The organism is Variovorax palleresanus, assembly GCF_051144945.1.
GTDB lineage: Bacteria > Pseudomonadota > Gammaproteobacteria > Burkholderiales > Burkholderiaceae_C > Variovorax > Variovorax paradoxus_S.
Map to the genome: position 1 here is coordinate 287,349 of NZ_JBJNVP010000001.1, position 21,213 is coordinate 308,561.

19 protein-coding genes are annotated in these 21,213 nt (G+C 64.4%); 14 read left to right on the forward strand and 5 right to left on the reverse strand.

Annotation, left to right across the window (positions count from 1 at the left end; genetic code table 11):
* Window positions 1–4 precede the first annotated feature (4 nt).
* Both ACJ7Z0_RS01320 and ACJ7Z0_RS01325 read right to left on the reverse strand, forming a co-directional pair.
* The gene (locus tag ACJ7Z0_RS01320; protein ID WP_434788317.1) at window positions 5–1,078 is read right to left on the reverse strand and encodes an isocitrate/isopropylmalate dehydrogenase family protein; all 1,074 of its coding nucleotides are present in this window, start codon (window positions 1,076–1,078) and stop codon (window positions 5–7) included.
* A gap of 33 nt (window positions 1,079–1,111) precedes the next feature.
* Window positions 1,112–1,816, reverse strand: a complete 705-nt coding sequence (locus ACJ7Z0_RS01325) for an aspartate/glutamate racemase family protein (protein ID WP_434788318.1) — start codon at window positions 1,814–1,816, stop codon at window positions 1,112–1,114.
* Window positions 1,817–1,927: 111 nt separating this feature from the next.
* Here ACJ7Z0_RS01325 and ACJ7Z0_RS01330 point away from each other — a divergent pair, with 111 nt between their 5' ends.
* From ACJ7Z0_RS01330 to ACJ7Z0_RS01340, 3 genes are all read left to right on the forward strand, one after another.
* On the forward strand, window positions 1,928–2,932 hold the full coding sequence (locus ACJ7Z0_RS01330) for a Bug family tripartite tricarboxylate transporter substrate binding protein (protein WP_434788319.1): 1,005 nt from the start codon (window positions 1,928–1,930) through the stop codon (window positions 2,930–2,932).
* A gap of 150 nt (window positions 2,933–3,082) precedes the next feature.
* Window positions 3,083–3,952, forward strand: a complete 870-nt coding sequence (locus ACJ7Z0_RS01335) for a tripartite tricarboxylate transporter substrate binding protein (RefSeq protein ID WP_434788320.1) — start codon at window positions 3,083–3,085, stop codon at window positions 3,950–3,952.
* Window positions 3,953–3,954: 2 nt separating this feature from the next.
* Window positions 3,955–4,824, forward strand: a complete 870-nt coding sequence (locus tag ACJ7Z0_RS01340; protein ID WP_434788321.1) for an amidohydrolase family protein — start codon at window positions 3,955–3,957, stop codon at window positions 4,822–4,824.
* An 82-nt stretch (window positions 4,825–4,906) separates the two neighbouring features.
* Here the strand turns inward: ACJ7Z0_RS01340 and ACJ7Z0_RS01345 are convergent, their stop codons facing one another.
* Window positions 4,907–7,309: an acetamidase/formamidase family protein gene (locus tag ACJ7Z0_RS01345; RefSeq protein ID WP_434788322.1), complete on the reverse strand. Its 2,403-nt coding sequence runs from the start codon at window positions 7,307–7,309 to the stop codon at window positions 4,907–4,909.
* 164 nt (window positions 7,310–7,473) lie between these two features.
* Between ACJ7Z0_RS01345 and ACJ7Z0_RS01350 the strand changes: the two genes are divergently transcribed.
* Entirely contained in the window at window positions 7,474–7,896 is a 423-nt protein-coding gene (locus ACJ7Z0_RS01350; RefSeq protein ID WP_434788323.1) for a RidA family protein, read from the forward strand.
* Window positions 7,897–7,905: 9 nt separating this feature from the next.
* Here ACJ7Z0_RS01350 and ACJ7Z0_RS01355 read toward each other — a convergent pair whose 3' ends face one another.
* A complete protein-coding gene (locus ACJ7Z0_RS01355; protein WP_434788324.1) occupies window positions 7,906–8,799 on the reverse strand; it encodes a LysR family transcriptional regulator in 894 nt (297 codons plus the stop codon).
* 75 nt (window positions 8,800–8,874) lie between these two features.
* Here ACJ7Z0_RS01355 and ACJ7Z0_RS01360 point away from each other — a divergent pair, with 75 nt between their 5' ends.
* The 4 genes from ACJ7Z0_RS01360 (at window position 8,875) to ACJ7Z0_RS01375 (ending at window position 12,963) form a co-directional block, all read left to right on the forward strand.
* The gene (locus ACJ7Z0_RS01360) at window positions 8,875–9,942 is read left to right on the forward strand and encodes a four-carbon acid sugar kinase family protein (protein ID WP_434788325.1); all 1,068 of its coding nucleotides are present in this window, start codon (window positions 8,875–8,877) and stop codon (window positions 9,940–9,942) included.
* A 29-nt stretch (window positions 9,943–9,971) separates the two neighbouring features.
* A complete protein-coding gene (pdxA, locus tag ACJ7Z0_RS01365) occupies window positions 9,972–10,934 on the forward strand; it encodes a 4-hydroxythreonine-4-phosphate dehydrogenase PdxA (protein ID WP_434788749.1) in 963 nt (320 codons plus the stop codon).
* Window positions 10,935–10,954: 20 nt separating this feature from the next.
* Complete coding sequence (locus tag ACJ7Z0_RS01370) at window positions 10,955–11,935, forward strand: cupin domain-containing protein (protein WP_434788326.1); 981 nt, start codon at window positions 10,955–10,957, stop codon at window positions 11,933–11,935.
* 110 nt (window positions 11,936–12,045) lie between these two features.
* Window positions 12,046–12,963 carry a LysR substrate-binding domain-containing protein gene (locus tag ACJ7Z0_RS01375; RefSeq protein WP_434788327.1) on the forward strand — a complete coding sequence of 306 codons (918 nt, stop codon included), beginning with the start codon at window positions 12,046–12,048 and terminating at the stop codon, window positions 12,961–12,963.
* Here ACJ7Z0_RS01375 and ACJ7Z0_RS01380 read toward each other — a convergent pair.
* On the reverse strand, window positions 12,944–13,828 hold the full coding sequence (locus tag ACJ7Z0_RS01380) for a GNAT family N-acetyltransferase (RefSeq protein WP_434788328.1): 885 nt from the start codon (window positions 13,826–13,828) through the stop codon (window positions 12,944–12,946). The two genes, ACJ7Z0_RS01375 and ACJ7Z0_RS01380, sit on opposite strands and share 20 nt — an antisense overlap.
* A 228-nt stretch (window positions 13,829–14,056) precedes the next feature.
* On the opposite strand from ACJ7Z0_RS01380, the gene ACJ7Z0_RS01385 reads away from it, so the two are divergent.
* The 6 genes from ACJ7Z0_RS01385 to ACJ7Z0_RS01410 are packed head-to-tail and all read left to right on the forward strand — an operon-like array spanning window position 14,057 to window position 21,213.
* A complete protein-coding gene (locus ACJ7Z0_RS01385) occupies window positions 14,057–15,553 on the forward strand; it encodes an aldehyde dehydrogenase family protein (RefSeq protein WP_434788329.1) in 1,497 nt (498 codons plus the stop codon).
* An 8-nt stretch (window positions 15,554–15,561) separates the two neighbouring features.
* Window positions 15,562–16,281, forward strand: a complete 720-nt coding sequence (locus tag ACJ7Z0_RS01390) for a cupin domain-containing protein (protein WP_434788330.1) — start codon at window positions 15,562–15,564, stop codon at window positions 16,279–16,281.
* A gap of 20 nt (window positions 16,282–16,301) precedes the next feature.
* On the forward strand, window positions 16,302–17,627 hold the full coding sequence (locus ACJ7Z0_RS01395) for an NAD(P)/FAD-dependent oxidoreductase (RefSeq protein WP_434788331.1): 1,326 nt from the start codon (window positions 16,302–16,304) through the stop codon (window positions 17,625–17,627).
* A gap of 56 nt (window positions 17,628–17,683) precedes the next feature.
* The gene (locus ACJ7Z0_RS01400) at window positions 17,684–19,366 is read left to right on the forward strand and encodes a peptide ABC transporter substrate-binding protein (protein ID WP_434788332.1); all 1,683 of its coding nucleotides are present in this window, start codon (window positions 17,684–17,686) and stop codon (window positions 19,364–19,366) included.
* A 6-nt stretch (window positions 19,367–19,372) separates the two neighbouring features.
* Window positions 19,373–20,329, forward strand: a complete 957-nt coding sequence (locus ACJ7Z0_RS01405; protein WP_434788333.1) for an ABC transporter permease — start codon at window positions 19,373–19,375, stop codon at window positions 20,327–20,329.
* Window positions 20,326–21,213, forward strand: a complete 888-nt coding sequence (locus tag ACJ7Z0_RS01410) for an ABC transporter permease (RefSeq protein WP_434788334.1) — start codon at window positions 20,326–20,328, stop codon at window positions 21,211–21,213. The genes ACJ7Z0_RS01405 and ACJ7Z0_RS01410 overlap by 4 nt, the downstream gene beginning before the upstream one ends.

Below are 21,213 nucleotides of genomic sequence, written 5' to 3' on the forward strand. Positions count from 1 at the left end.
TGGATCAGGCAGCGGCCACGGTCTTGACCACGGCCTCGGTGAAGGCCTTGCAACCGATGGTGCCGCCGATGTCCTTGGTGCGCGTGTCGGGGTTCTCCAGCACCTTGTCGACGGCGCGGACCATGGCGTCGCCCGCGTCCTGCAAGGCCTTGTTCTTCTGCTTGTCACCAACCCAGCGGACCATCATCGCCACCGACAGGATCATCGACGTGGGGTTGGCCAGGTCCTTGCCGGCGATGCTCGGCGCCGAGCCATGCTGGGCCTGGGCGCAGCACAGGTCGTCGCTGGCCATGACCGATCCCGCCAGACCCAGGCTGCCGGACAGTTCGCTGGCCAGGTCCGAGATGATGTCGCCGTAGAAGTTGGTCGCCACCAGCACGTCGAAACGCTCCGGCTCCTTGACCAAGTGCGCGGTCGAGGCATCGACCAGCAGATCGTCCAGCGCAACCTCTGGAAAGTCCTTGGCCACGTGGCGCACGGCTTCGAGGAACAGACCGTCGGTCATGTGGAAGCTGTTGGCCTTGTGGATCGCGGTGACCTTCTTGCGCCGCGTCATCGCCAGCTCGAAGGCGCGGCGCGCGATGCGCTCGCTGCAATGCCGCGTGATCTTGCGGACCGACAAGGCCATGTCCGGGCTGGGCATCATTTCGCCCCAGCCCCTGGACATGTTGCGATCGGGGTAGAAGCCTTCGGTCGCCTCTCGCATGATGACAAGGTCCATGCTGCGGCCTTCCCGCATGTTGGACTGCAGGTAGGGCCGCGTGCGGGCCGGACGCACGTTCGCGTACAGGTCCAGGCCGACGCGAAAGCCCGCGGACACATTGCGCCCGCCTTTTTCCGGCGCGGGGTAATCGGCATGCGACTGTGTGCCCAGGATGATGCCGTCATAGGTCCTGGCCTTGTCCAGCACCTCCTGGCGCAAGGTTGTGCCGTGTTTCTCCAGGCTCGTGAACCCGGCGTCTTCGTAGTCGTAGCTGATGTTGAGGTCGAAGCGCTTGTCAGCGGCTTTCAGCACTTCTACCGATGCGGCAACGATTTCCGGGCCAATGCCGTCACACGGCAGAACGATGAACTTCATGGGGTACTCCAGTGGTGGGTAGGGTGGTGTGAATCAACGATGCGAATCGGCCGGGGCCGTCGCGCAGAGACTTTTCAGAAGGCGAACAGCGCTGTCGGGGCTGGTAAGAACTGGCTTGCCAAGCGCGGCGTGGACCAATCGCTGGGCCCGCGCCATCGAGAACTGGCCGAGCATGACGACGTCGCAAGCTCGAAGGTCGGCCGCGCGCGAAGCAATCAGGCGGTCGTGCGCAGCGCCGTCTCCTTGTGCAAGGAGGCTCATCGCGTCCGGAACGAAGGCCGTCTTCAGTTCGATGGCGACGTCTTTCGCACGCGCGAGTTCGAGCAGTTCATCGGACATCGAGGCAACGGACGGTTCGAAGGTTGACAGGAGACCGATGCGCAAGACACCGGCAGCCGGTGTCGTCGAGATCGCTTCCAGAAACATCGCGTAGTTGGGCTTGTGCGTGGGAACTGCCACTGACGCGGCCGCCGCGTCGATCGCGGGCCCGAACGCCGAGCAGGTGAAAAGGATGGCGCGTGCCCCCGCTCGCTCGCTGTATTGCGCGAGTTGTACGAAACGCGTGACCAGCGCCTCGCCCAATTCGCCCGCAGCCGACAGGTCGGCAGACAGCGCGTCATCCAGCAAGTTGGCACGTTGCGCCTGCGGCCAAAGCCGTTCAAAGGCCTCGTGGACTGGTGCCATCGCCAAGGGCGTGGCGTGTATTAGGGAGATCCTTGGTGCAAGTATCTTTGTCATGGCTCATCTTGTAGGGGTTGATCCTGATTGTACTATGTATATGATGGATACAATCATGGAAAACCCGCCGCGACATGTTCGCCGCATCTTTTTGCCAACCCTGGAGACTCCATGAATCGCTTGCCGAACCGCCGCCAACCCCTCATTGCGGCCCTGTCCCTTGCCACGCTCGCCACCCTCCCGACCTTTGCCGCTGCACAGGGCGCAGCCGACTACCCGACGAAGACGATCACCTTCGTCGTCCCGTATGCAGCGGGCGGAAGCTCGGACATCCGCTCACGCCAGATCGCGCAAAAACTCTCGGTGTACTTCGGCAAGCCGGTCATCGTGGAGAACCGCCCGGGCGCGGGCGGAAACATCGGTACGGACTACATTGCCAAGGCCGCGCCGGATGGCCACGTGATCGGCCTGGGCAACTTTGCGCCACTGGCCGTCAACAAGGTACTGTTCGCAAAACTCCCGTTTGATCCGGCGACAGATCTGGTGCCGGTGGCAATGATCGAGCGTGGGCCGCTGGTTATGTCCGTCAGCCTCAACTCGCCCATGAATACGGCCCAGGATGTGGTCGCACGCGCCAAGGCCAAGCCCGGCACCATGACCTTCGCCTCCGGCGGCATCGGCGGCGCCCATCACCTAGCGGGAGAAGCCTTTCAGCAAAGCGCGAAGGTCGACATGGTGCATGTGGCCTACAAGGGCGGCGCGCCCGCGACCAACGACCTGATTGCCGGCAATGTCGACATCATGTTCGAGTGGATCTATGCGGTGATGCCGTACCTCAAGGGCGACTCGGCCAAGCTGCGCCCGCTCGCCATCACGAGCGACAAGCGCTCGCCGCTGCTGCCGGACGTGCCGACCTTCAACGAGATTGGCATCCAGGGCATGGAGATGTCCAACTGGTTTGGCGTCGTGGCGCCCAAGGGCACGCCACCGGCGGTCATCGCGAAGCTGAACCAGGCCATCAACAAGGCCATCCGCGAGCCTGACGTCGCCGAGAAGATCACCTCGCAAGGCAATGAAGTCGCCGGTGGCACGCCGGAGGCTTTTGCGACCTTCATCCGCTCCGAGTCGGACCGCTGGTCGAAGCTGGTGAAGTCGCACAACATCAAGCCCGAGTAAGCGTCCTCCGTTTCACGAGACGCCTCGAACATGAAGGGCTCATTCCTCCAGCGGCCGCTTGCCGGTCTTGCTATCGCCTGCGCGTTGGCAGCCCCCGCGTTGTCACCTGCTCAGACGCCAGCGGCATATCCTTCCAGACCCGTACGCCTCGTGGTGCCCTTTGCCGCGGGCGGACCCAACGACGTCATGGCGCGTGTGCTCGCGCAACGCCTGACGGCGGACACGGGCCAGCCTTTTGTCGTGGACAACAAGGCAGGGGCGGGCGGTGTGATCGGCACGGATGCCGTGGCCAAGGCGGCACCTGACGGATACACGCTCGGCTTCGTCAGTGCGCCGTTCACGATGTCACCGGCGTTGCAGGCCAAGATGCCTTACGACACCCAGAAGGACTTGGCGGCAGTGACCAAGGTCGCCGAATCGCCGATGCTGATGATGGTCCCGTCCGACTCGCGCTTCAAGAGCGCGGCCGAGCTCATCGAGTTCGCCAGCAAGAGTCCTGGCAAGCTCAACTACGGCTCCGGCGGCAACGGCAGCACACCCCACTTGACCACCGAGCTGCTCGCATCAGTGACGGGCGCAAAGTTCACCCACGTGCCCTACAAGGGTGGCGGCGAATCGATCAAGGCCCTGATGGGCGGCGAGGTGGATCTGCTGATCGATAGCATTACCAGCACCACGGCGCCCCTGGCGTCCGGCCGCGTCAAGGCCCTGGCCATCAGCGGAGCCAATCGATCGCCGCGAATGCCGAGCATCCCGACCTTTGAGGAGGCTGGCATCAAGAACTTCTCGATGACGCATTGGGTCGGCGTTGTAGCACCCGCCAAGACACCACCTGCCGTGCTGTCGTCGCTGCATGCGCAGATTGCAAAGGCTCTGCGCGCGCCGCAAGTGATTCAGAAGTACGCCGAACTGGGCGCCACGCCAGCGCCGACGTCGGCGCAGGATTTCCAGAAGTTCGTGAATGACGAAACAAAGAAGTGGCAGCAGGTCGTCAAGAGCGCCAACATCCACACGCAATAGAGATGCCGCCCTTCGAGTTGCCGCCGCTTGCGACGGACACGCATGTGCACCTGTTCGACCCCGCCAGCTTCCCCTACGCCGAGGGGCGTCGATACACACCACCGCCTGCGACCGTCGCCGACCTTCAGCAAGTGCATCGCGCGTTGGGGGTGGAGCGCGTCGTCCTTGTCCAGCCGAGCGTGTACGGCTTCGACAATGCCTGCCTGCTGGATGGACTTGCGCAACTTGGCGATCGCGCACGCGGCGTGGCTGTGATCAAGGAAGGCACCACGCGAGATGAACTTCTGCGCCTCTACCAAGTCGGTGTCAGAGGCGTTCGCTTGAATGTCGAGGTTGCAGGGAGAACAGACGCGCCCGCTTGCGCCGAAGCGCTGCGCACAATGGACGACGCCCTTGAGGACATTCCCATGCTGGTGCAGCTCTATGCCCCTGTCGAGGTCACGCTGGCATGCAGTGACGTCATTCGGGCCATGTCGCGTCCCGTGCTGATCGATCACTTCGGGCTTGTCCGAGCCTCCGTCGCCGGGCAGGTGAACTCATTGCCACAGCTCATCGAGTTGATGGGCGGCGCCAATGTCTGGATCAAGCTCTCCGGTCCCCATCAGATTTCCAGCGACACGCCGAACTACAGGGACGTTGCCCCTATTGCCCGAGCGTTCTGGGACGCAGCACCTGATCGCTCTGTCTGGGGATCAGACTGGCCCCATACGGGCGGGACATCTCGCCCCAAAGATGCACTAGCGGAGCAAGTCGAGTCCTTCAGACTTGTCGACGACCAACAGCAACTCGGCTTGGTTGCGCAGTGGGTGCCTGATGAATGGGCTCGCCGCGAGCTCATGGTGAGCAACCCGGAACGCCTGTTTGGATTCTAGAAAGCCTCGCATGCTCAGCTTTGCGAGGACCGCTTCGGATTTTGATCAGCGCGTAGTGGTTGACTCCAAAGTGACGCAGGGCTCATTCCTTCTGATAGTCAACACCCGGCGGCCGTTGCCGGCCGGCAAACAGCGACTTGCGGATGACCGCGTGCACGCCCCAGTTGCCGTCGACGACTTGCGTCACGCCAAAGTCGACAGCGACTGACATCAGGGAAATCGCCTCGTCCTCGGTCAGCCCCATCGCGGTCATCAGGAAGCGCCGGGTCTTGCGGAAGGCGTCGCGCATGGCCGGGTCGAGCGAAGACTTTTCGTAGATCGCGCTGCGTGCCTTGTCGCCGAATTCCTTTAAATAGTCCGCGTGGCTGAAGCCGTGGATCACCCACTCGTCGGCAGTTTCGACCAAGGGGTAGTCGATGTCGGCATAGGGTTCGCCCTGCAGCTGGTCCGCCTTGTGCAGGACGATTTGGAAAACGCCCGTCAGCGAGCATTCGATGGCCGTGCCGCACAGTTCGCTGTCGCCCTGCGAAGCGTGCGGATCGCCCACCGACAGCAGCCCGCCATCGACCCCGACACGCAGGTAGAGGGTGGCGCCCTTGGCAATGCGCCAGTTGTCGAGGTTGCCGCCAAAGCATGAGGGCGGCACCGAGTCGACGAGGCCCGTCTCGGCGGGCGCGACTGCGATCACGCCAAAGTGCGGTCGCACCGGAATGGTCACGCCCTGGAGCACGCCATGGTTCTCGACGATCGATGCGCGGTCGACCGGAATTCCGGGATAGTCGATGGTCGGGTGCAGCACGCCATTCGGATCGAGCTGCGGGGTCCAGCGAAAGTTGTAGACGGCATGAGCGCAGGCATCGCCCTGGCTGCAGTCGACCTCGTAGATCGTCACCACCTCGCGCTGCCTGGGCTCCTCGATCAGGTCGTCGTAATGGAAGCCCCACCACGCGGCGGCATTGCTGCCGAAGGCGCGTCCCTCGTACTTGGCATCTGCCGCCAGGCGCGGCGCGAGATCGAGGATGCGCACCTCCAGCACGTCGCCGGGCTGCGCGTCCTTCACGTAGATGGGGCCGGTGCAGATGTGCACCCCAAAGCCTTCGCCGCTGCCGCGGCCGTAGATCGATGCATCGGTGGGGCCCGCGCCGCGGCGGTCCACGGCCTTGTGCTCGCGCGTCCACTGGAAGACGCTCTCGGCGCCGGAGTCGCCCTTGATCATGCGCTCGTGGTCGTCGTAGGCGTGCTGCGTCAGCGTCTCGATCGTCACGATGTCGCCAGAGGCAATGGTCAGCACGGGCGGGATCGAGCGGCCAAAGTAGCCCCAGTGGATGGTCTGCGCGGTGGCCGGCAAGTGGTGATGGTGGCCGGCGAGGGCGCTGCTGACGTGCTGCGCGGCCGATGCCGCATGCGCGGTGGCCGCGGCGCCGTCATCGGCCACGGCCCGAGCGTTTACACGGGCGGTGGAAGCCACCGGGTCCTCGGCCGGCGTCTCGAAGTAGCCCGACGGCCAGCCCCGCCGGATGCGCTTGCGCAGCGACTGCTGGCTGGCCTCGTTGGCCTGCTGCCGGTATTGCCGCGGCGACATGCTGTAGCGGTCGCGAAAGCAATGGCTGAAATGCGCCGGATCGTTGAAGCCCCAGCGAAAGCAGATGTCCGAGATCGACAGGTGCCCGTACTGGCGGTTGGCGAGGTCGGCGCGGCAGCGTTCGAGGCGGCACTGGCGCACGTAGGCGGTGAAGGTCTGGCCGAGGCCCTCGAAGAGCTTTTGCACCAGCCGCTCCGACAGGCGCTCGTGCGCCGCCACGGCCGCCAGTGAGAGCGATGCATCGCTCAGATTGGCATCGACGTATTGGCACAGCCGGTGCACCGTGGCGGCGCGCGTGCTGCTGATGGCGGGCGAGGCCGGGTCCTGGTGAGCGGCCAGGCTTGTGGCAATGAACTCCGACAGGGCCGACTCGACTGGCGCCACGTCGTCATCGCTCAGGGTGTCGAAGGCGTCGGACAGGGCGGTCAGCGTGCCCGCAAACATGCGGCCCAAGCCCGCACGGCCCGACAGGTGGCCGAGCGCGAATCCTTGCCCGCCGGGCAGCCGCGCCTTCAGGCTGGCGCGCGGCATGGACACCATGAACTGCCGGAAGTTGGAGCGGAAATCCAGGCCCGCGCGCGCCTGGGCCGGTCCGAAGACGATGTCGCCGGGCGCCAGTTCGATGGTCCGCCGTCCGTCGTGCAGCGCCGCATCACCGCTCAGGTGCAGCGCGAGCCAGACGGCATCGGCTGCGTCGCCCAGCCGCTGGAGGGTCTGCGGCGACGAGGTGATGCGCGCCATGCCAACCCCGCGCGCAGTGCGCCCCGCGGTCAGCGTGCCATAAAGAGGTGCGGCCGCCAGCGCCATCTCGGGCCTGAGACGGTGCAGATGCAGGGCATCGCGCCAGGCGTGGGGCCGCTGGTGCACCGGGTAGGAGTCGGTCGAGAACTGTTCGAACTGCACGGCGGCGCTTTCTGGTTGCTTGCGCAGGGCGCGCAAGACACGTGCCACTTGCCGCGCCCCAGAAGAGTTGGCATGCAACTGGCTTGGCGTGATGCATGTCGAACTCCGTGGCCGGGCGGCAGCCGCGCCGACGCCGGCTCCCGCCTCGGCCTCAACTTGCCGCGATGTCTCCCATCTTTCACATGATCACCGGTGCACCAGAACCGGTCGCCCCGTTCAGCCACGCGGTCGAAGCTGACGGGTGGGTGTTCGTCACCGGACAGATGCCGTTCGTCGGCACCTCGCTGGACACGCCCTATCCCGAAGGCATCGAGGCGCAGACGCGGCAGGTGTTGAAGAACCTCCAGACGGTGCTGGCCGGTTGCGGCCTGGGCCTGGAGCATGTGCTGTCGGTGCGCGTGTACCTCACGCACTTCGACGAAGACTACGCGGCGATGAACGCGATCTACGCCCAACATTTTTCGGACGGAAGGCGGCCCGCTCGAACCTGCATTGGCGTGACCGGCCTGGCGAAGGGCGCCCGCATCGAGATCGATCTGGTCGCACGGCGCGGCGACGCGCCGTGCGCGACCGACCTGCCCGGCTGAAGCCAAGCCTCAGCCTTTGCTCCGATCAGCACTCAGGCGGCTGACCTGCGCGAGCAGCCACTCCGCGAGTTCAAACTCCACACCTTGCAGCTCGCTCGACCCCAACCATATCAATCCATATTGGCTGCCGTCAGGGTCAAAGCCGGCAGGTGCTGCCAAGCTTCCTCGTTCCACATCGTCAACGGCGAGTACGAGCGGACTCAGCGCTACACCCAGGCCTGCGGACGCAGCCTCGACAATCAGGGAGTGATGGTCGTAGTACCGAATCTCTGTGGGTCGGCGCGCCGAAGGATGGGTCTTCAGCCATTGCGCCCACGCGTCAGGTCGAGTCTTCGACCCGAGCGCGAGATAGTCACCGTGTTCGAACCTCGGCACCAGTTCCGGCCTCATGACGGGCCCGACCTTTTCGGGGAATAGGGCCCGGACGTTCCATGTCTCGGGCACAGCGAAGTCGAGCCGCCGAATTGCGAGATCGACGTGGTTCTTCCGAAAGTCCACGAGCCCTCCACCCACGGAGAGGTGGAGGGCAATGTCCGGATGCGCCGCTTGAAAACCGCCCAGCCGCGGAATGAGCCAGCGCATGGCCACTGAAGGCTCGCAGGAGAGCACCAGGGTAGTCTTGCCAGCACTGGTGGCACGCAGGCTCTGCACTGTGGCGGCCAGCTCACCAAAGAACCTGCTGAGGGTGAGATTGAGCGTCTCTCCGGCCGGTGTGAGCTTGAGGCCTCTCCCATTCTTTTCAAACAGCCTGACCCCGATGTCATTGGCAAGTTTGGTGATCCGGCGGCTGACGGCGCCGTGTGTGAGCGCAAGGGAGTCTGCTGCGAGGCGGACTGACCCCAGCCTCGCTGTTGCTTCGAACGCCCGCAGATCGTCGAGCGAAGGTATGTCTGATCGGTCCATTGGTGACAATGTATCACCGGTCATCTTCAGAAACTATCGCTTTTCATAGCTTGATGGGGTTCTGATAATTGATGCATGCGCACCGATCATCAACCCAACATAGCGGTCCTCGCCGATGACCTGACGAGTGCGGCGGATGGCGCGGCACCTTTCGTCGCTCGCGGCCTGACTGCGTCGATCGGAAGGGGCCAGCTTCCGCGCCAAGCGGTAGCGGTCGTCGCAGTCGATAGCGGTTCGCGGTCTGCCACTTCGTCGCAGGCATTCGAGCGGGTCGCTCGATTGACCGACCGGCTTGCCGGCTGTTCTGTGCTCTACAAAACGGTGGACTCCACGCTGCGCGGCCACATAGCGCAAGAGCTCGAGGCATGCTTTGCCGCGAGCGGCCGCACATCACTGGTGTTTGCGCCGGCATTCCCCCAGGCCGGGCGCACGACGGTAGGGGGAATTCAGTTCGTTGACGGCATTCCGGTTTCGCAGAGCGCGTATGCCCATGACCCCGTGCATCCCGCGCGGCATTCCGCGCTGGTCGACCTGGTCCCGAGCTCCATCAAGAATGTCACCTTCCTCGATGCGGTAACGCAGGAAGAACTCGACTCGCGGATTGCTTCAATAGAGGATCCAGAGTCGATCCTGTGGGTCGGCTCTCCCGGGATGGCTGCAGCCCTGTCGCGGCGTTTTGTGCCGGAGAAGACACCACCGTTATCGGTCGATGGCATCAGCAGCGATGTGCTGGTCGCCGTTGGAAGCGCGAATCTGCGCAGTCACATACAGGCCGATCAACTCCAGCAGGCCAGCGGCGTCATGCTGCTGCGCGGACCAAAGGCGCGAGAGCAGGATTCGGCGGCGGTGCTGCGCCGCATCGCAGAGGGGGCGGCGCTAGAGCTTCGCGACCCACGCTTCGGCGCATTGATCGCCACCGGCGGCGACACGATGGAAGCGATCCTGGATCTTCTCAACATCCGTGAGTTCGAGATTCTGCAAGAGCTCGATCCCGGATTCCCGCTGGGTCGCGCCAGGCTTGGCGATGGACGCTTGCTCCTGCTCGCCATGAAGGCCGGTGGCTTTGGCAGTGACGACGCTCTGGAGCGCGCTGTCGCGCGCATACGCGGAACAACTCAAACCTTGCGAACGGATTCACAGTGAAGAACATTTCTCCCCCGCTTGCCCTGACCATGGGTGATGCATCCGGCATTGGGCCGGAGATCGTGGCGAAGGTACTTGCGAAGGGCGGCGAACGCGTCGTCGTGTTCGGCAGCCATGTCGTCATGCAGAATATCGTGAGCCGGCTGGGGTTGAACATCGAGGTGCGACGTATCGATGCACCCGACGCGGCCCAGTTCCAGCCGCAGACCATCGAAGTCATCGAGACCACCCGGATTGCCGAGCTTCCACCCATCGGGCAGATCAGCGCGATCTCCGGGCAGGCGGCTTTCGATGCCATCGTTGCAGCGATCGCGGCAGCGAAGTCCGGAGAAGTGAGCGGTATCGTCACGGCGCCGATCAACAAAGAGGCGATGGCCAGTGCGGGAATCCGCTACCCCGGCCATACGGAAATCCTGGCGGACTTCGGCGGCGCCAAGCGCGTGGCGATGATGCTGGCGAATGACGATATCCGCACGGTGCTCGTCACGATCCACACGTCGCTGCGCAAAGCAATCGAACAAGGCGATTTCGACGCCCAGATGTCTGCCATACGCCTTGCCCACGAGGGTGGGAAGGCCCTGGGCTTCGCGGCCCCGCGCGTTGCCGTAGCGGGTCTCAACCCGCACGCAGGTGAAGGCGGCCTTTTCGGCGATGAGGAGATCAGGATCATCCGGCCCGCCATCGAAGCGGCCCGAGCCGAAGGCATCGATGCCAGCGGCCCTTACCCGGGCGATACGGTCTTCATGCAAGCACGTATGGGCCGGTTCGATGTTGTGGTGGCGCAGTACCACGATCAAGGGCTGATTCCTGTGAAGTATCTCGGGCTGGAAAAGGGCGTGAACATCACGCTGGGCCTGCCGTTCGTGCGCACCAGCCCGGATCACGGCACGGCATTCGACATCGCAGGCCGGGGGATCGCAGACCACGCAAGCCTGGAAACGGCGCTTGCCTATGCAAAGCGCCTTGTCGCTGCGCAAACCACGACGAACTAACTTCGAAAGGAACCAGCATCATGGGTCTACGTTTCATCTTCATGCTTACGCGCAACGACCGCACGGTTCCGGATGCGGCGCAGCAACTCCAGACTGCACTCGGCCTTGGCGTGCGGCACATTGGGTTCAAGGACATCGGCTTGCCGCTCGAGCAGCTGAAGGGTCTCAATGCGGCGATCAAGGCCGGCGGTGCAACCTCCTATCTGGAAGTGGTGTCGCTCGACCGTGAAAGCGAAATTGTTTCAGCAGGGGCAGCCGCCGAAATTGGCGTTGACATTCTTTTGGGTGGCACGCGGGTCGATGACGTGCTGCCCATCATCAAGGACACAGGCATTCAATACTTCCCGTTCCCTGGGCGGATTACCGGCCACCCGAGCGTGCTCGAGGGCACCATCGAAGAAATTGTCGAAAGTGCCCGGACGATTGCAGGGCGCGATGGCGTGCATGGCCTGGACCTGCTGGCATATCGTTCGGCCCAGAACGTACCCGAGTTGATGAAGGCCGTCTGCGCTGCGGTCTCGAAGCCTGTCTACGTTGCAGGCTCGATCGCCACCCCTGAACGAATTGCAGTCGTCCAGAGTGCTGGGGCAGCGGGTTTCACGATCGGGACTGCGGCACTGGACGGCAAATACCCGGCCCCTGGCAATGACGTGCCGAGCCAGCTCGCCGCAATCCTTCGCGACGTCGCTGCCCTGAACAAGCATCTTTCGACCATTCCCAAGAAGAATTTGTCGACTGCGTTTGCCGGCCAGGTCGAGGGGCAGGGCGACAACGTGCAAATCAAGGTCGCCAAGTTCGAGGGAGCCTCTCGCTGGTCATTCAGACAGCACGGCGATGAACTGTTCTTTGTTCATCGGGGGCGCCTGCTCATGAAATTTCGTGACCGCGAGGAGATCGTCGAGACCGGAGAGTTCATCGTCGTGCCGCATGGCGTTGAACATTGCGCAGTGGCTTTGGACGGGGAACCTTCCGAGGTGTTGCTGGCAACTGCGACTGCGTAGTTCCCGCCGGCGGTGGTTGCACACCGCATACCCTGGCAAACGCTCACGGTATCGGAACGCGGATTTATGCGGTCAAATACAGGTTTTGCCGCTCTTGATGCAGAACCGATATGAACTACCGCCAGATCGAGTGCTTCCGTGCCGTCATGCACACAGGCTCGATGACGCTTGCCGCGACGCAGTTGCACACGTCGCAGCCGAACGTGAGCCGTGCCATCGCGCTGCTGCAGGGCGAAACGCAGCTGAAGCTGTTCGAACGCGTCGGACAGCGCGTGGTCCCCACGCCTGAAGCGCACGCACTGCTGAAGGAAGTGGACCGCGTCTACGTCGGCCTGCAGTCCATCGGCGACGCGGCGGACCGCATCCGCACGCTGGGGGTCGAAGGCTTGCGCATCGCCGTATCACCGGGCATCGGCGTCAGCCCGGTGCCGCGCATATTGCAGGTCTTTCGCGGAATGCGCCCGCGCGTTCCGGTCGTGGTCCACACGGCCGATTCCGCGACCATCTGCAAGTGGGTGTCGTCCGGGTATTACGAACTCGGCCTGGTCGGCTATGTTGCGCTGCCGCAGGAGGTCGACACCACGCTCGTGCATTCGGATCGCGCGGTATGCATCGTGCCGCGGGGGCACCGCCTGGCGCGCAAGCGCAAGGTCGTTCCGGCGGACCTGGCCGGCGAGTCATTCATTTCGCATGCGTCTCCGGACGTGGTGCGTGCGGCCACCGACCGCGTCTTCGATCCCGAGGTGCGCAGGCTTGAGATCGAGACGACGCTGGGCACCACGATCTGCGCGATGGTGGCGCGTGGGCTGGGCGTGAGCATCGTGAATCCGGCGATGCTCAGCGAGCTTGCGCTCACGGGCGTGCATTCGCTGGCGTTCGAGCCTGCGATCCAGATCGAATGCCACTTGGTGCTTGCCCGCCAGCAGCCGGCGCAGGCGCTCGTCGCAGACTTCCTCGAGGCCATACGCGTCGTGACGCGCAGCCCCGACAACACAGAGCGCAAGAAGGTCAGCCGATTGCCTGCGTGACCAGTGCCCAGCCGCCGTGGGCAGGCCCGCGCTCCGGTACGCGACCGCGGACCATGACGGACCCTCCGCCGGCGCGTGGCAGCCCCAGGCTCTCCAGCCATTGGGCCAAGCCGCCCGTAGCGTGAACGTCAACGCGCATGAAGCCTTCGGCGTGACGGCAGCATTCGGCGATCAGCAGGCGTGCGGCATCGAGCTCGGGCGCTGCCACCGGTCCTACGGCATGGCCGCGGCCATAGCGGCGAAGCACCGCGAAGCCGGCGACATGGCCGCCTCGCTCGATGACGACTGTTTTCTCCTGAGAGAACAACCGGCAAAGCAGTTCGCCGCGGGCCATACCCGCGCCACGGGTGTCCATCGCGATCAGAGATTCGACGTCCGCAGCTGCTAGCGGCCGCAGCCGGTCGCCCTCGCGCTTGGCCAGCGCCGGAAAGGCCGCAAGCACGCCCTGGTGCTGGTCGATCTCCCCTGTGGCGACGAATCCCAGGCGCTCATACAGGCCACGGCCTGCTGCCGTCGCGTGCAGCAGCACATCTCGCGTGGCCAGGCGATCGAGCAGCGCCTCCATCATGCGGTTGCCGATGCGCTGACCCTGCAGTTCAGGCGCGACGATCACGAGGCCGATGGTGGCGTGTTTCGCGCCAAATTGCCACGACAACGCGGTTCCCAGCACTTTCCCGTCGCGTTCGGCGACCACGCCTTGCCCGAGCGACAGCGCGAACTGCCAGTCTTCGATCCGATGCGGCCAATTCAAGGTGCTGGACAACGCGTGCGCCGCCGGCAAATCGCTTGGTTCAAACGGGCGCAGTACGGCATCGGCCGTGACCGCCGTGGGCTCGACTGCGATTGTGGTGGAGGGGAACTTCATGCAGTCGAGTATGGGTATGGGGATGCATGCGGTCGAATAAAAATTCAGAGGTCGTTCATTCGGGTTTGATATGCAGGTCCGATGTACCGCAGACCCGCGACATGCGCGGTCACGCCTATCGGTGTGCAAGAGTGGTTCATATCAATGCTGTATGGATACCGCAAAAACTTGTATTTGACCGCATGTATCGGCCTTCCGATACTGCACGCACTAACTCGACTCCCCGCCATGACTTCAGCATTGCCCACGTCTGCCGCCCTAGTGGAAGGGGGCACGATCATTGAACGCTTCAGGCGCGCTGGCCACCTGGACCGCATCTTCATCGACGGCGAATGGGTGCTGCCCCAAGGGCAAGCTCGCGCCTCTGTCGTCGACCCGTCGAGCGAGGAGCCTGTCGCGGAAATCGCGCTGGGAACTGCCCAAGACGTGGCTACGGCGGTGGCTGCGGCACGGCGCGCTTTCACCACCTGGTCCGTGAGCCCCGCCCAGAACCGTGCCTTGCTGCTGGACCGCGTCCACACCCTGATCCTGGAACGCGCCGAACTGTTCGCCCAGGCCATCTCGCTGGAGATGGGCGCCGCCATCGGCTTCGCGCGCCTCACGCAGGTGCCCTCCGCGGCGGAGCACATCCGCGTGGCCAGTGACAATGCGCGCAGTTATGCGTTCGTCACCCATCGGGGAGACATGGCCCTCGTGCGCGAGGCCATCGGCGTGTGCGGCCTGATCACCCCCTGGAACTGGCCGCTCTACCAGATCACCGCCAAGGTCGGCGCCGCCCTGGCAGCGGGATGCACCGTCGTTTTGAAGCCCAGCGAGCTGTCGCCCCTGAGCGCCCTGCTCTTTGCCGAAGTGACGCACGACGCCGGCCTTCCGCCGGGTGTGTTCAACCTGGTGAACGGCAGCGGGCCGGAGGTCGGCGCCGCCTTGGCGGAGCATCCGGACGTGGACATGGTCTCGTTCACCGGTTCGACGAGGGCCGGCGTCCTGGTGGCCCAGGCGGCGGCCCCGACGGTGAAGCGCGTGGCCCAGGAGCTCGGCGGCAAATCGCCCAACCTCATCCTGCCGGATGCGGACCTGTCTGTGGCCATCCCCAAAGGCGTGGCGTCCGCCTTCCGCAACGTCGGCCAATCCTGCAGCGCACCGACACGCATGATCGTGCCGCGCGCGCGCCTGGCGGAGGTGGAACGGCTCGCGCGCGAAGCGGCCGCCGGCTTCGTCGTGGGCGATCCGCGCTCGCAGCAGACCACGCACGGCCCGGTGGCGAACCGCGCACAGTTCAACCGGGTGCAGGAAATGATCGATGTCGGCATCGCCGAAGGCGCGCAGCTTCTTTGCGGCGGCCTGGGACGGCCGGAGGGCCTGAGCCGCGGCTTCTACTGCCGCCCGACCATCTTCAGCGCAGTGCACTCCCAGATGCAGATCGCGCAGGAGGAGATCTTCGGGCCGGTGCTCGTGTTGATCCCCTACGACAGCGTGGACGAGGCAGTGGACATTGCCAACGACACCGTCTATGGCCTGGGCGCCCATGTGCAAGGCAAAGACCTTGGCGCGGCGCGCGCCGTCGCGGCGCGCATCCGCTCCGGGCAGGTGCACATCAACTATCCGGCCTGGAATCCCAACGCCCCCTTCGGTGGCTACAAGCGCTCCGGGAATGGCCGCGAATACGGCATCGAAGGCTTCGAGGAATATCTGGAAACCAAAGCCATTCTTGGCTTCAATGCTTAGGAGAAAAAATGACCGTGGCCATCGTGCTGCACCGTGCCAACGGCGCACCCGCTTCAACCGCTTTCCGCAGGGCGCCGTTCGGCAAAGACGATCCGTTTGCGCGGCATCGCGAGATCGCGTGGGAAGGAGCCCAATCGATGATCGCGGGCCGCACCAGCTTCATCGGCGAGCTCGACGTCGCAAGCTATCCCCATATCGAAACCATCGTCGTGTCGGAAGGCGAGCTGACCCTGATCGCGACCGGGGAGGCTCCGCTGGTGCTCGGTCCGCAAACAGGTGCCGTGATCGGATGCGGGACGTCGCTTCGCATCGCGGCTGCATCCCGCGTGCAGTTTTCTTTTTGCGCGGCCGCTTGCGACAAGCCGGCGAAGCGCGGCCTTGTCCCACTTCGCGCCGACGCCGACTTCAAGCCGTCCCGTTCACTACCGGCAGAGATGCTGCTAGGGCCGGCGCCGGAGTGTCGCAGCGACAACGTCTTCACGGACGACGCCGCGCAGTACAGCGCTGGCACGTGGGACTCGACCCCTTACCACCGGATCGTTCGCCCGCATCGCCAGAACGAGTTCATGCATCTCGTGGCCGGCAGCGTGCGGTTCGCAGCGCCGGATGGCAGCGTGCTGTCGATGGACACCGGCGACGCGCTTTTCGTGCCCCAGGGCGCGCCGATCGGATGGGAAAGCAGCGATCGCGTGGCGAAGTTCTACGTGGTCCAGGCCGTCCAAGCTTGAACGGGCGAGCGAGATTCATCATGTCCCCTCCGCTGAACCAGATTCAAACTTCCCCCACGCCGCCGGCTTCGGCGGACGTCGTCGTCATCGGCGGCGGCATCATCGGCGTCTTCACCGCCTACTACCTGGCCAAGCGCGGCCTTTCGGTTGCCTTGGTGGAAAAAGGCAGGATCGGCGCCGAGCAATCGAGCCGCAACTGGGGCTGGTGCCGGCAGCAGAACCGCGACGCCCGCGAACTTCCGTTGGCGACCAAGAGCCTCGACCTGTGGGAACAGTTTGCCGCGGAGACCGGTGAAGACACGGGCTTCCAACGCTGCGGGCTGCTGTATCTCAGCAACGACGAGGCTGAATTGTCTCAGTGGGCCGGCTGGCGCGATTTTGCGAAGACCGCCGGCGTGACGACCCACATGCTGAGCAGCCGCGAGGCCGCCGAGCGGGGGCAGGCGACCGGCCGCGCCTGGAAGGGCGGCGTCTTCTCGCCCAGCGACGGCACCGCCGATCCTGCCAAGGCCGCGCCCGCCGTGGCTGCTGCGCTCATCAAGCTCGGGGGCAGCGTCCACCAGAACTGCGCTGCCCGCGGCATCGAGACCGAAGCCGGACGCGTCAGCGGCGTCATCACGGAAGCGGGCGTCATCAAGACCCGGACGGTCGTGATGGCGGGTGGCGCCTGGGCGTCCTCGTTCTGCCGGCAGTTGGGCATCCGTTTTCCGCAGGCCTCGATCCGCCAATCCATCCTCAGTGTGTCCCCTGTGGAACATCGCTTGCCGGATGCTTTGGTTATCGCAGGCCTGTCCGCCACGCGCCGCAACGACGGACGCTATGCGCTGGCCATCAGCGGCCGTGCGCGCGTGGACCTGACGCCGCAGTTCATGCGCTTCGCGACGCAGTTCGTGCCCATGTTCGCCAAGCGCTGGCGCAGCCTTCTCCCGGGCGGCCTGGAAGGCATTCGTGGAGGCCATGAAACGCTGGGGCGGTGGCGGCTCGACGCGCCGACGCCCATGGAGCGCGTGCGCATCCTCGATCCGAAGCCCTGTTTGACCACGATCAGGGAGACCCACCGCCGCGCGGTCGAACTGCTGCCCCAACTTCGCGATGCAAAGATCACGCACGCCTGGGCTGGCTTCGTCGACAGCACACCGGACGGTGTTCCCGGCATCGGCGAGGTGCCGGGTCTGCCGGGATTCATTTTGGCCGCGGGCTTTTCCGGGCATGGTTTTGGCATCAGCCCCGGCGCGGGCCACCTGATCGCAGACCTTGCCAGTGGCGCCGAACCGATCATTGATCCCGTCCCATTCCGGCCTGGCCGATTCAGTGGCACTGCATGGGGCAAGGTCGCTGATTTTTAGATCCTGAACAGGAGATAACCATGAATGATCACAGCAGCAACTTGAAAGGTGGCGACATGAAGCGGACGAACAAGATTGGCGATGCCCCCATGGGCAGACTGACACGGCGAGACGCCGTATTTGCCGGCGCAGCCACCTTTGCCCTGGGTTCCCTGGGCTCCTTGGGTTTGGCGACGAGTGCTCGCGCTGCCGCGCCGGCCGCGAAGCCAACGGGCCAGGCCATCCTCGGCTTCTCGCAGGAAGTGACCGTCCTGCATCCGCTGATGACCGCCAACGAGGTGGACCAGGGCGTCTGGTGGAACCTCTTCAGTCCGCTGTGGATGCTTGATGCGGAAGGGAAGTTCGTGCCCCTGCTGGCGAAGTCGGTTCCCACCATCGAGAACGGCGGCATCTCGGCCGACGGCCTGACCTGGCGCGTCGAATTGCGCAACGACGTGAAGTGGCACGACGGCAAGCCGATGACGGCGGAGGACGTCAAGTATTCGATCAATCTGATGAAGAACCCGGCCTTCCGCGCCCGCAACCGCACGGCCTTCGAGTACATCGCGTCCGTGGGCGTCGAGGGCGACCACGTGATCACGTGGAAGCTGAAGGAACCGTACGCACCGCTGACATCCGTGCTGAGTTGGACCTTCATCGTGCCCGCGCACATTCTTTCGCAGAACCCGGACCCGAACTCTCCGCTGTTTGCCGCTGCGCCCGTCGGCACCGGGCCGTTTAAGTTCGTCAGCCGCAAGACCGGCGACCACGTGATCCTCGAAGCCAATCCGAATTACTTTGGAAAGGGTCCGTCGCTGAACCGGCTCATCTTCAAGTACGTGCCGGACCTGAATGCGATGTACACGCAGTTCAAGACCGGGGAGATCGACTACGTCGGCCTGCAGGGCATTCCGGCCAACTTCTACAAGGAAGCAACCGCGCTGCGTGGCCGCCGCGTCCATGCAGCGCCCCGCGGCGCGGTGGAGAACCTGACGCTCAACCTCGCTCACCCGGCACTCGCGGACAAGGCGGTTCGCAAGGCGCTGAACATTGCGATCGACCGGCAGTCGATTTGCGACCTCGTCTATTACGGCGTGCCCAAGCCGGCGAACAACTACCTCGTCCCGACGCACTGGGCTTCCAATCCCAACCTGCCGAAGCCCGAGTACGACCCGAAAAAAGCTTCCGCGATGCTGGACCAAGCCGGCTGGGTGCGCGGCCCGGACGGTATTCGCATCAAGAACGGCGTGCGGCTGTCCTTCACGAATTCGACGACGACGGGCAACCAGCTGCGCGCGCAGACGCAACAGCTCATTGCCGACGACTTCAAGAAGATCGGCGTCGAGATGCTTATCAAGAACCTGGTAGCGGCGGTGCTCTGGGCAGACTTCTGGCGAAACTCCGAGTTCGACAGCCTGATGACCGCGCCGACCTACACGATCGCATCGGATCCGGACATCACGCACCGCTTCGGCTCCGCAAGCATCCCCAAGGAGACCAAATCGGGTTCGAACGTGAGCCAGTACAAGAACGTCGGGGTGGATACGCTGCTCGCCCGGGGCCGCCAGGAATACAACCTCGCCAAGCGCAAGGAGATCTACGCCAAGGTCCAGGAGCTGATCATGGATGACCTGCCATTCCTGCCGCTGTTCTACGAGGTGCAGATCGAAGGTACGAAGACCGGTCTGGACGGCTATGCGAACAACGTGAATGCGCTGGCCAACAGCTGGAACGCGGCCAGCTGGCGCTGGACGGCCTGACGCATCATGGCTCGCTACCTTCTGCGCCGCCTGCTGCAGTCGCTGCTGCTGCTCGCGCTCGTCTCGATGATCGCCTTTGCCATCCTGCATCTTGCGCCGGGGGGGCCGCTGGCGCAGTTTGTCGCCACAGGCGATCTCGGCCAGGAAGACGTCGACCGGCTGATGAAGCAGTACGGGTTGGATAGGCCCGTGCCGATCCAATATCTGGACTGGGCCGGAAGCATTGCCACAGGCGATTGGGGCAACTCTTACCGGGACCAGTTGCCGGTGCTGAAGAAGATCGGCATGCACGTCGGACCCACGCTCGAACTCATGGTGAGTTCGACCCTGCTTGCGATGTTCATCGGCGGCATGATCGGCATCCTGGGTGCGGTGCGGCGCTATTCGTTCTTCGACCACCTGGCCACCATCGGCGCGATGGTCGCGCTGTCGATCCCCACGTTCTGGTTCGGCCTGGCCGTCATCTATGTGTTCTCGGTGAACCTGGGCTGGCTGCCGGCCGGCAACCGCGAAACGATCGGTGACGGCTCCTTCATCGACCGTCTGCAGCACCTGGTGGCGCCATGCATCGTGCTGGCGCTGGTGTCCACCGCCGTGTGGAGCCGCTACATGCGCTCCTCCATGCTTGACGTGGTGAATCAGGATTACATCCGTACCGCCAAGTCCAAGGGCGTACCCGCCATGCAGATCCTGCTGCGCCACGCGCTGCGCAACGCGCTGCTGCCCATGATCACGATCACGGGCTTGCACGTGTCCACGCTGCTCAGCGGCGCGCTCGTGACGGAGACCGTGTTCACCTGGCCGGGCATGGGCCGGCTCTTTCTCGACAGCGTCAGCAACCGGGACTACCCCGTGGTGATGGGAATGCTCATGTTCACGGCCTGCATGGTTCTCTTGGGCAGCTTGGTCGCGGACCTTCTCTATTCCGTCGCGGACCCGCGCATCAAAGGAGCGTCGAAATGAGCACCGTCCCGACCGTACCGCTGGTTCCGCCACGCCGCACGCTCGCCGAACGCTATCCGGCCCTGAGGCGCTTCCTGCACCATCGGGCGGCGCTCCTGGGCGTAGGCATCGTGCTGTTCATGACGCTCTTGAGCTTCATCGGCCCGTTGCTGATGCCGTTCAATGCCACCGATACCGACATCCGCGCGCGGTTGGCGGAGCCGTTCGGGGGCCCGCACGTGCTCGGAACCGATCCCTTGGGCCGCGACGTTTTGGCGCGCCTGATGTATGCCGGGCGCATCTCTCTGGCTGTCGGCTTCGCGGCCACGGCACTGTCGGTGGTGGTGGGCGTCCTGGTGGGTCTCGTGGCCGGGTTCTACCGCGGCGCGATCGGTGCTGCGCTGATGCGTTTCGTGGACGCGATGCTGTGCTTTCCGACCATCTTCCTGCTGCTGGCCGTCGCGGCCCTGATCGAGCCGTCGGTCACGTCCATCGTGCTGCTGATTGCCTTGGCGAGCTGGATGGAGGTGGCGCGTGTGGTGGAAGGGCAGATCCGATCGCTGCGCGAACGCGATTTCGCGCTCGCCGCCGAATCGCTCGGCGCCAGCGACAGCCGCATCATGTTCCGCGAGCTCCTGCCCAACGCGGTCGCGCCCATTGTGGTCGCAGCGACGCTGAACATTGCGCACGCCATCCTGGCCGAGTCGTACATCAGCTTTCTCGGCTTCGGCATCCAGCCACCGACGCCGAGCTGGGGAAACATGCTGGAGAACGCGCAGAGCTACCTGACCAACGCGCCCTGGCTCGCGATCGTACCGGGGCTGGCCATCACGCTGACCGTCACGAGCTTCAACTTCATTGGTGACGGCCTGCGCGACGCGCTGGACGCGAAACTGGATCGATGA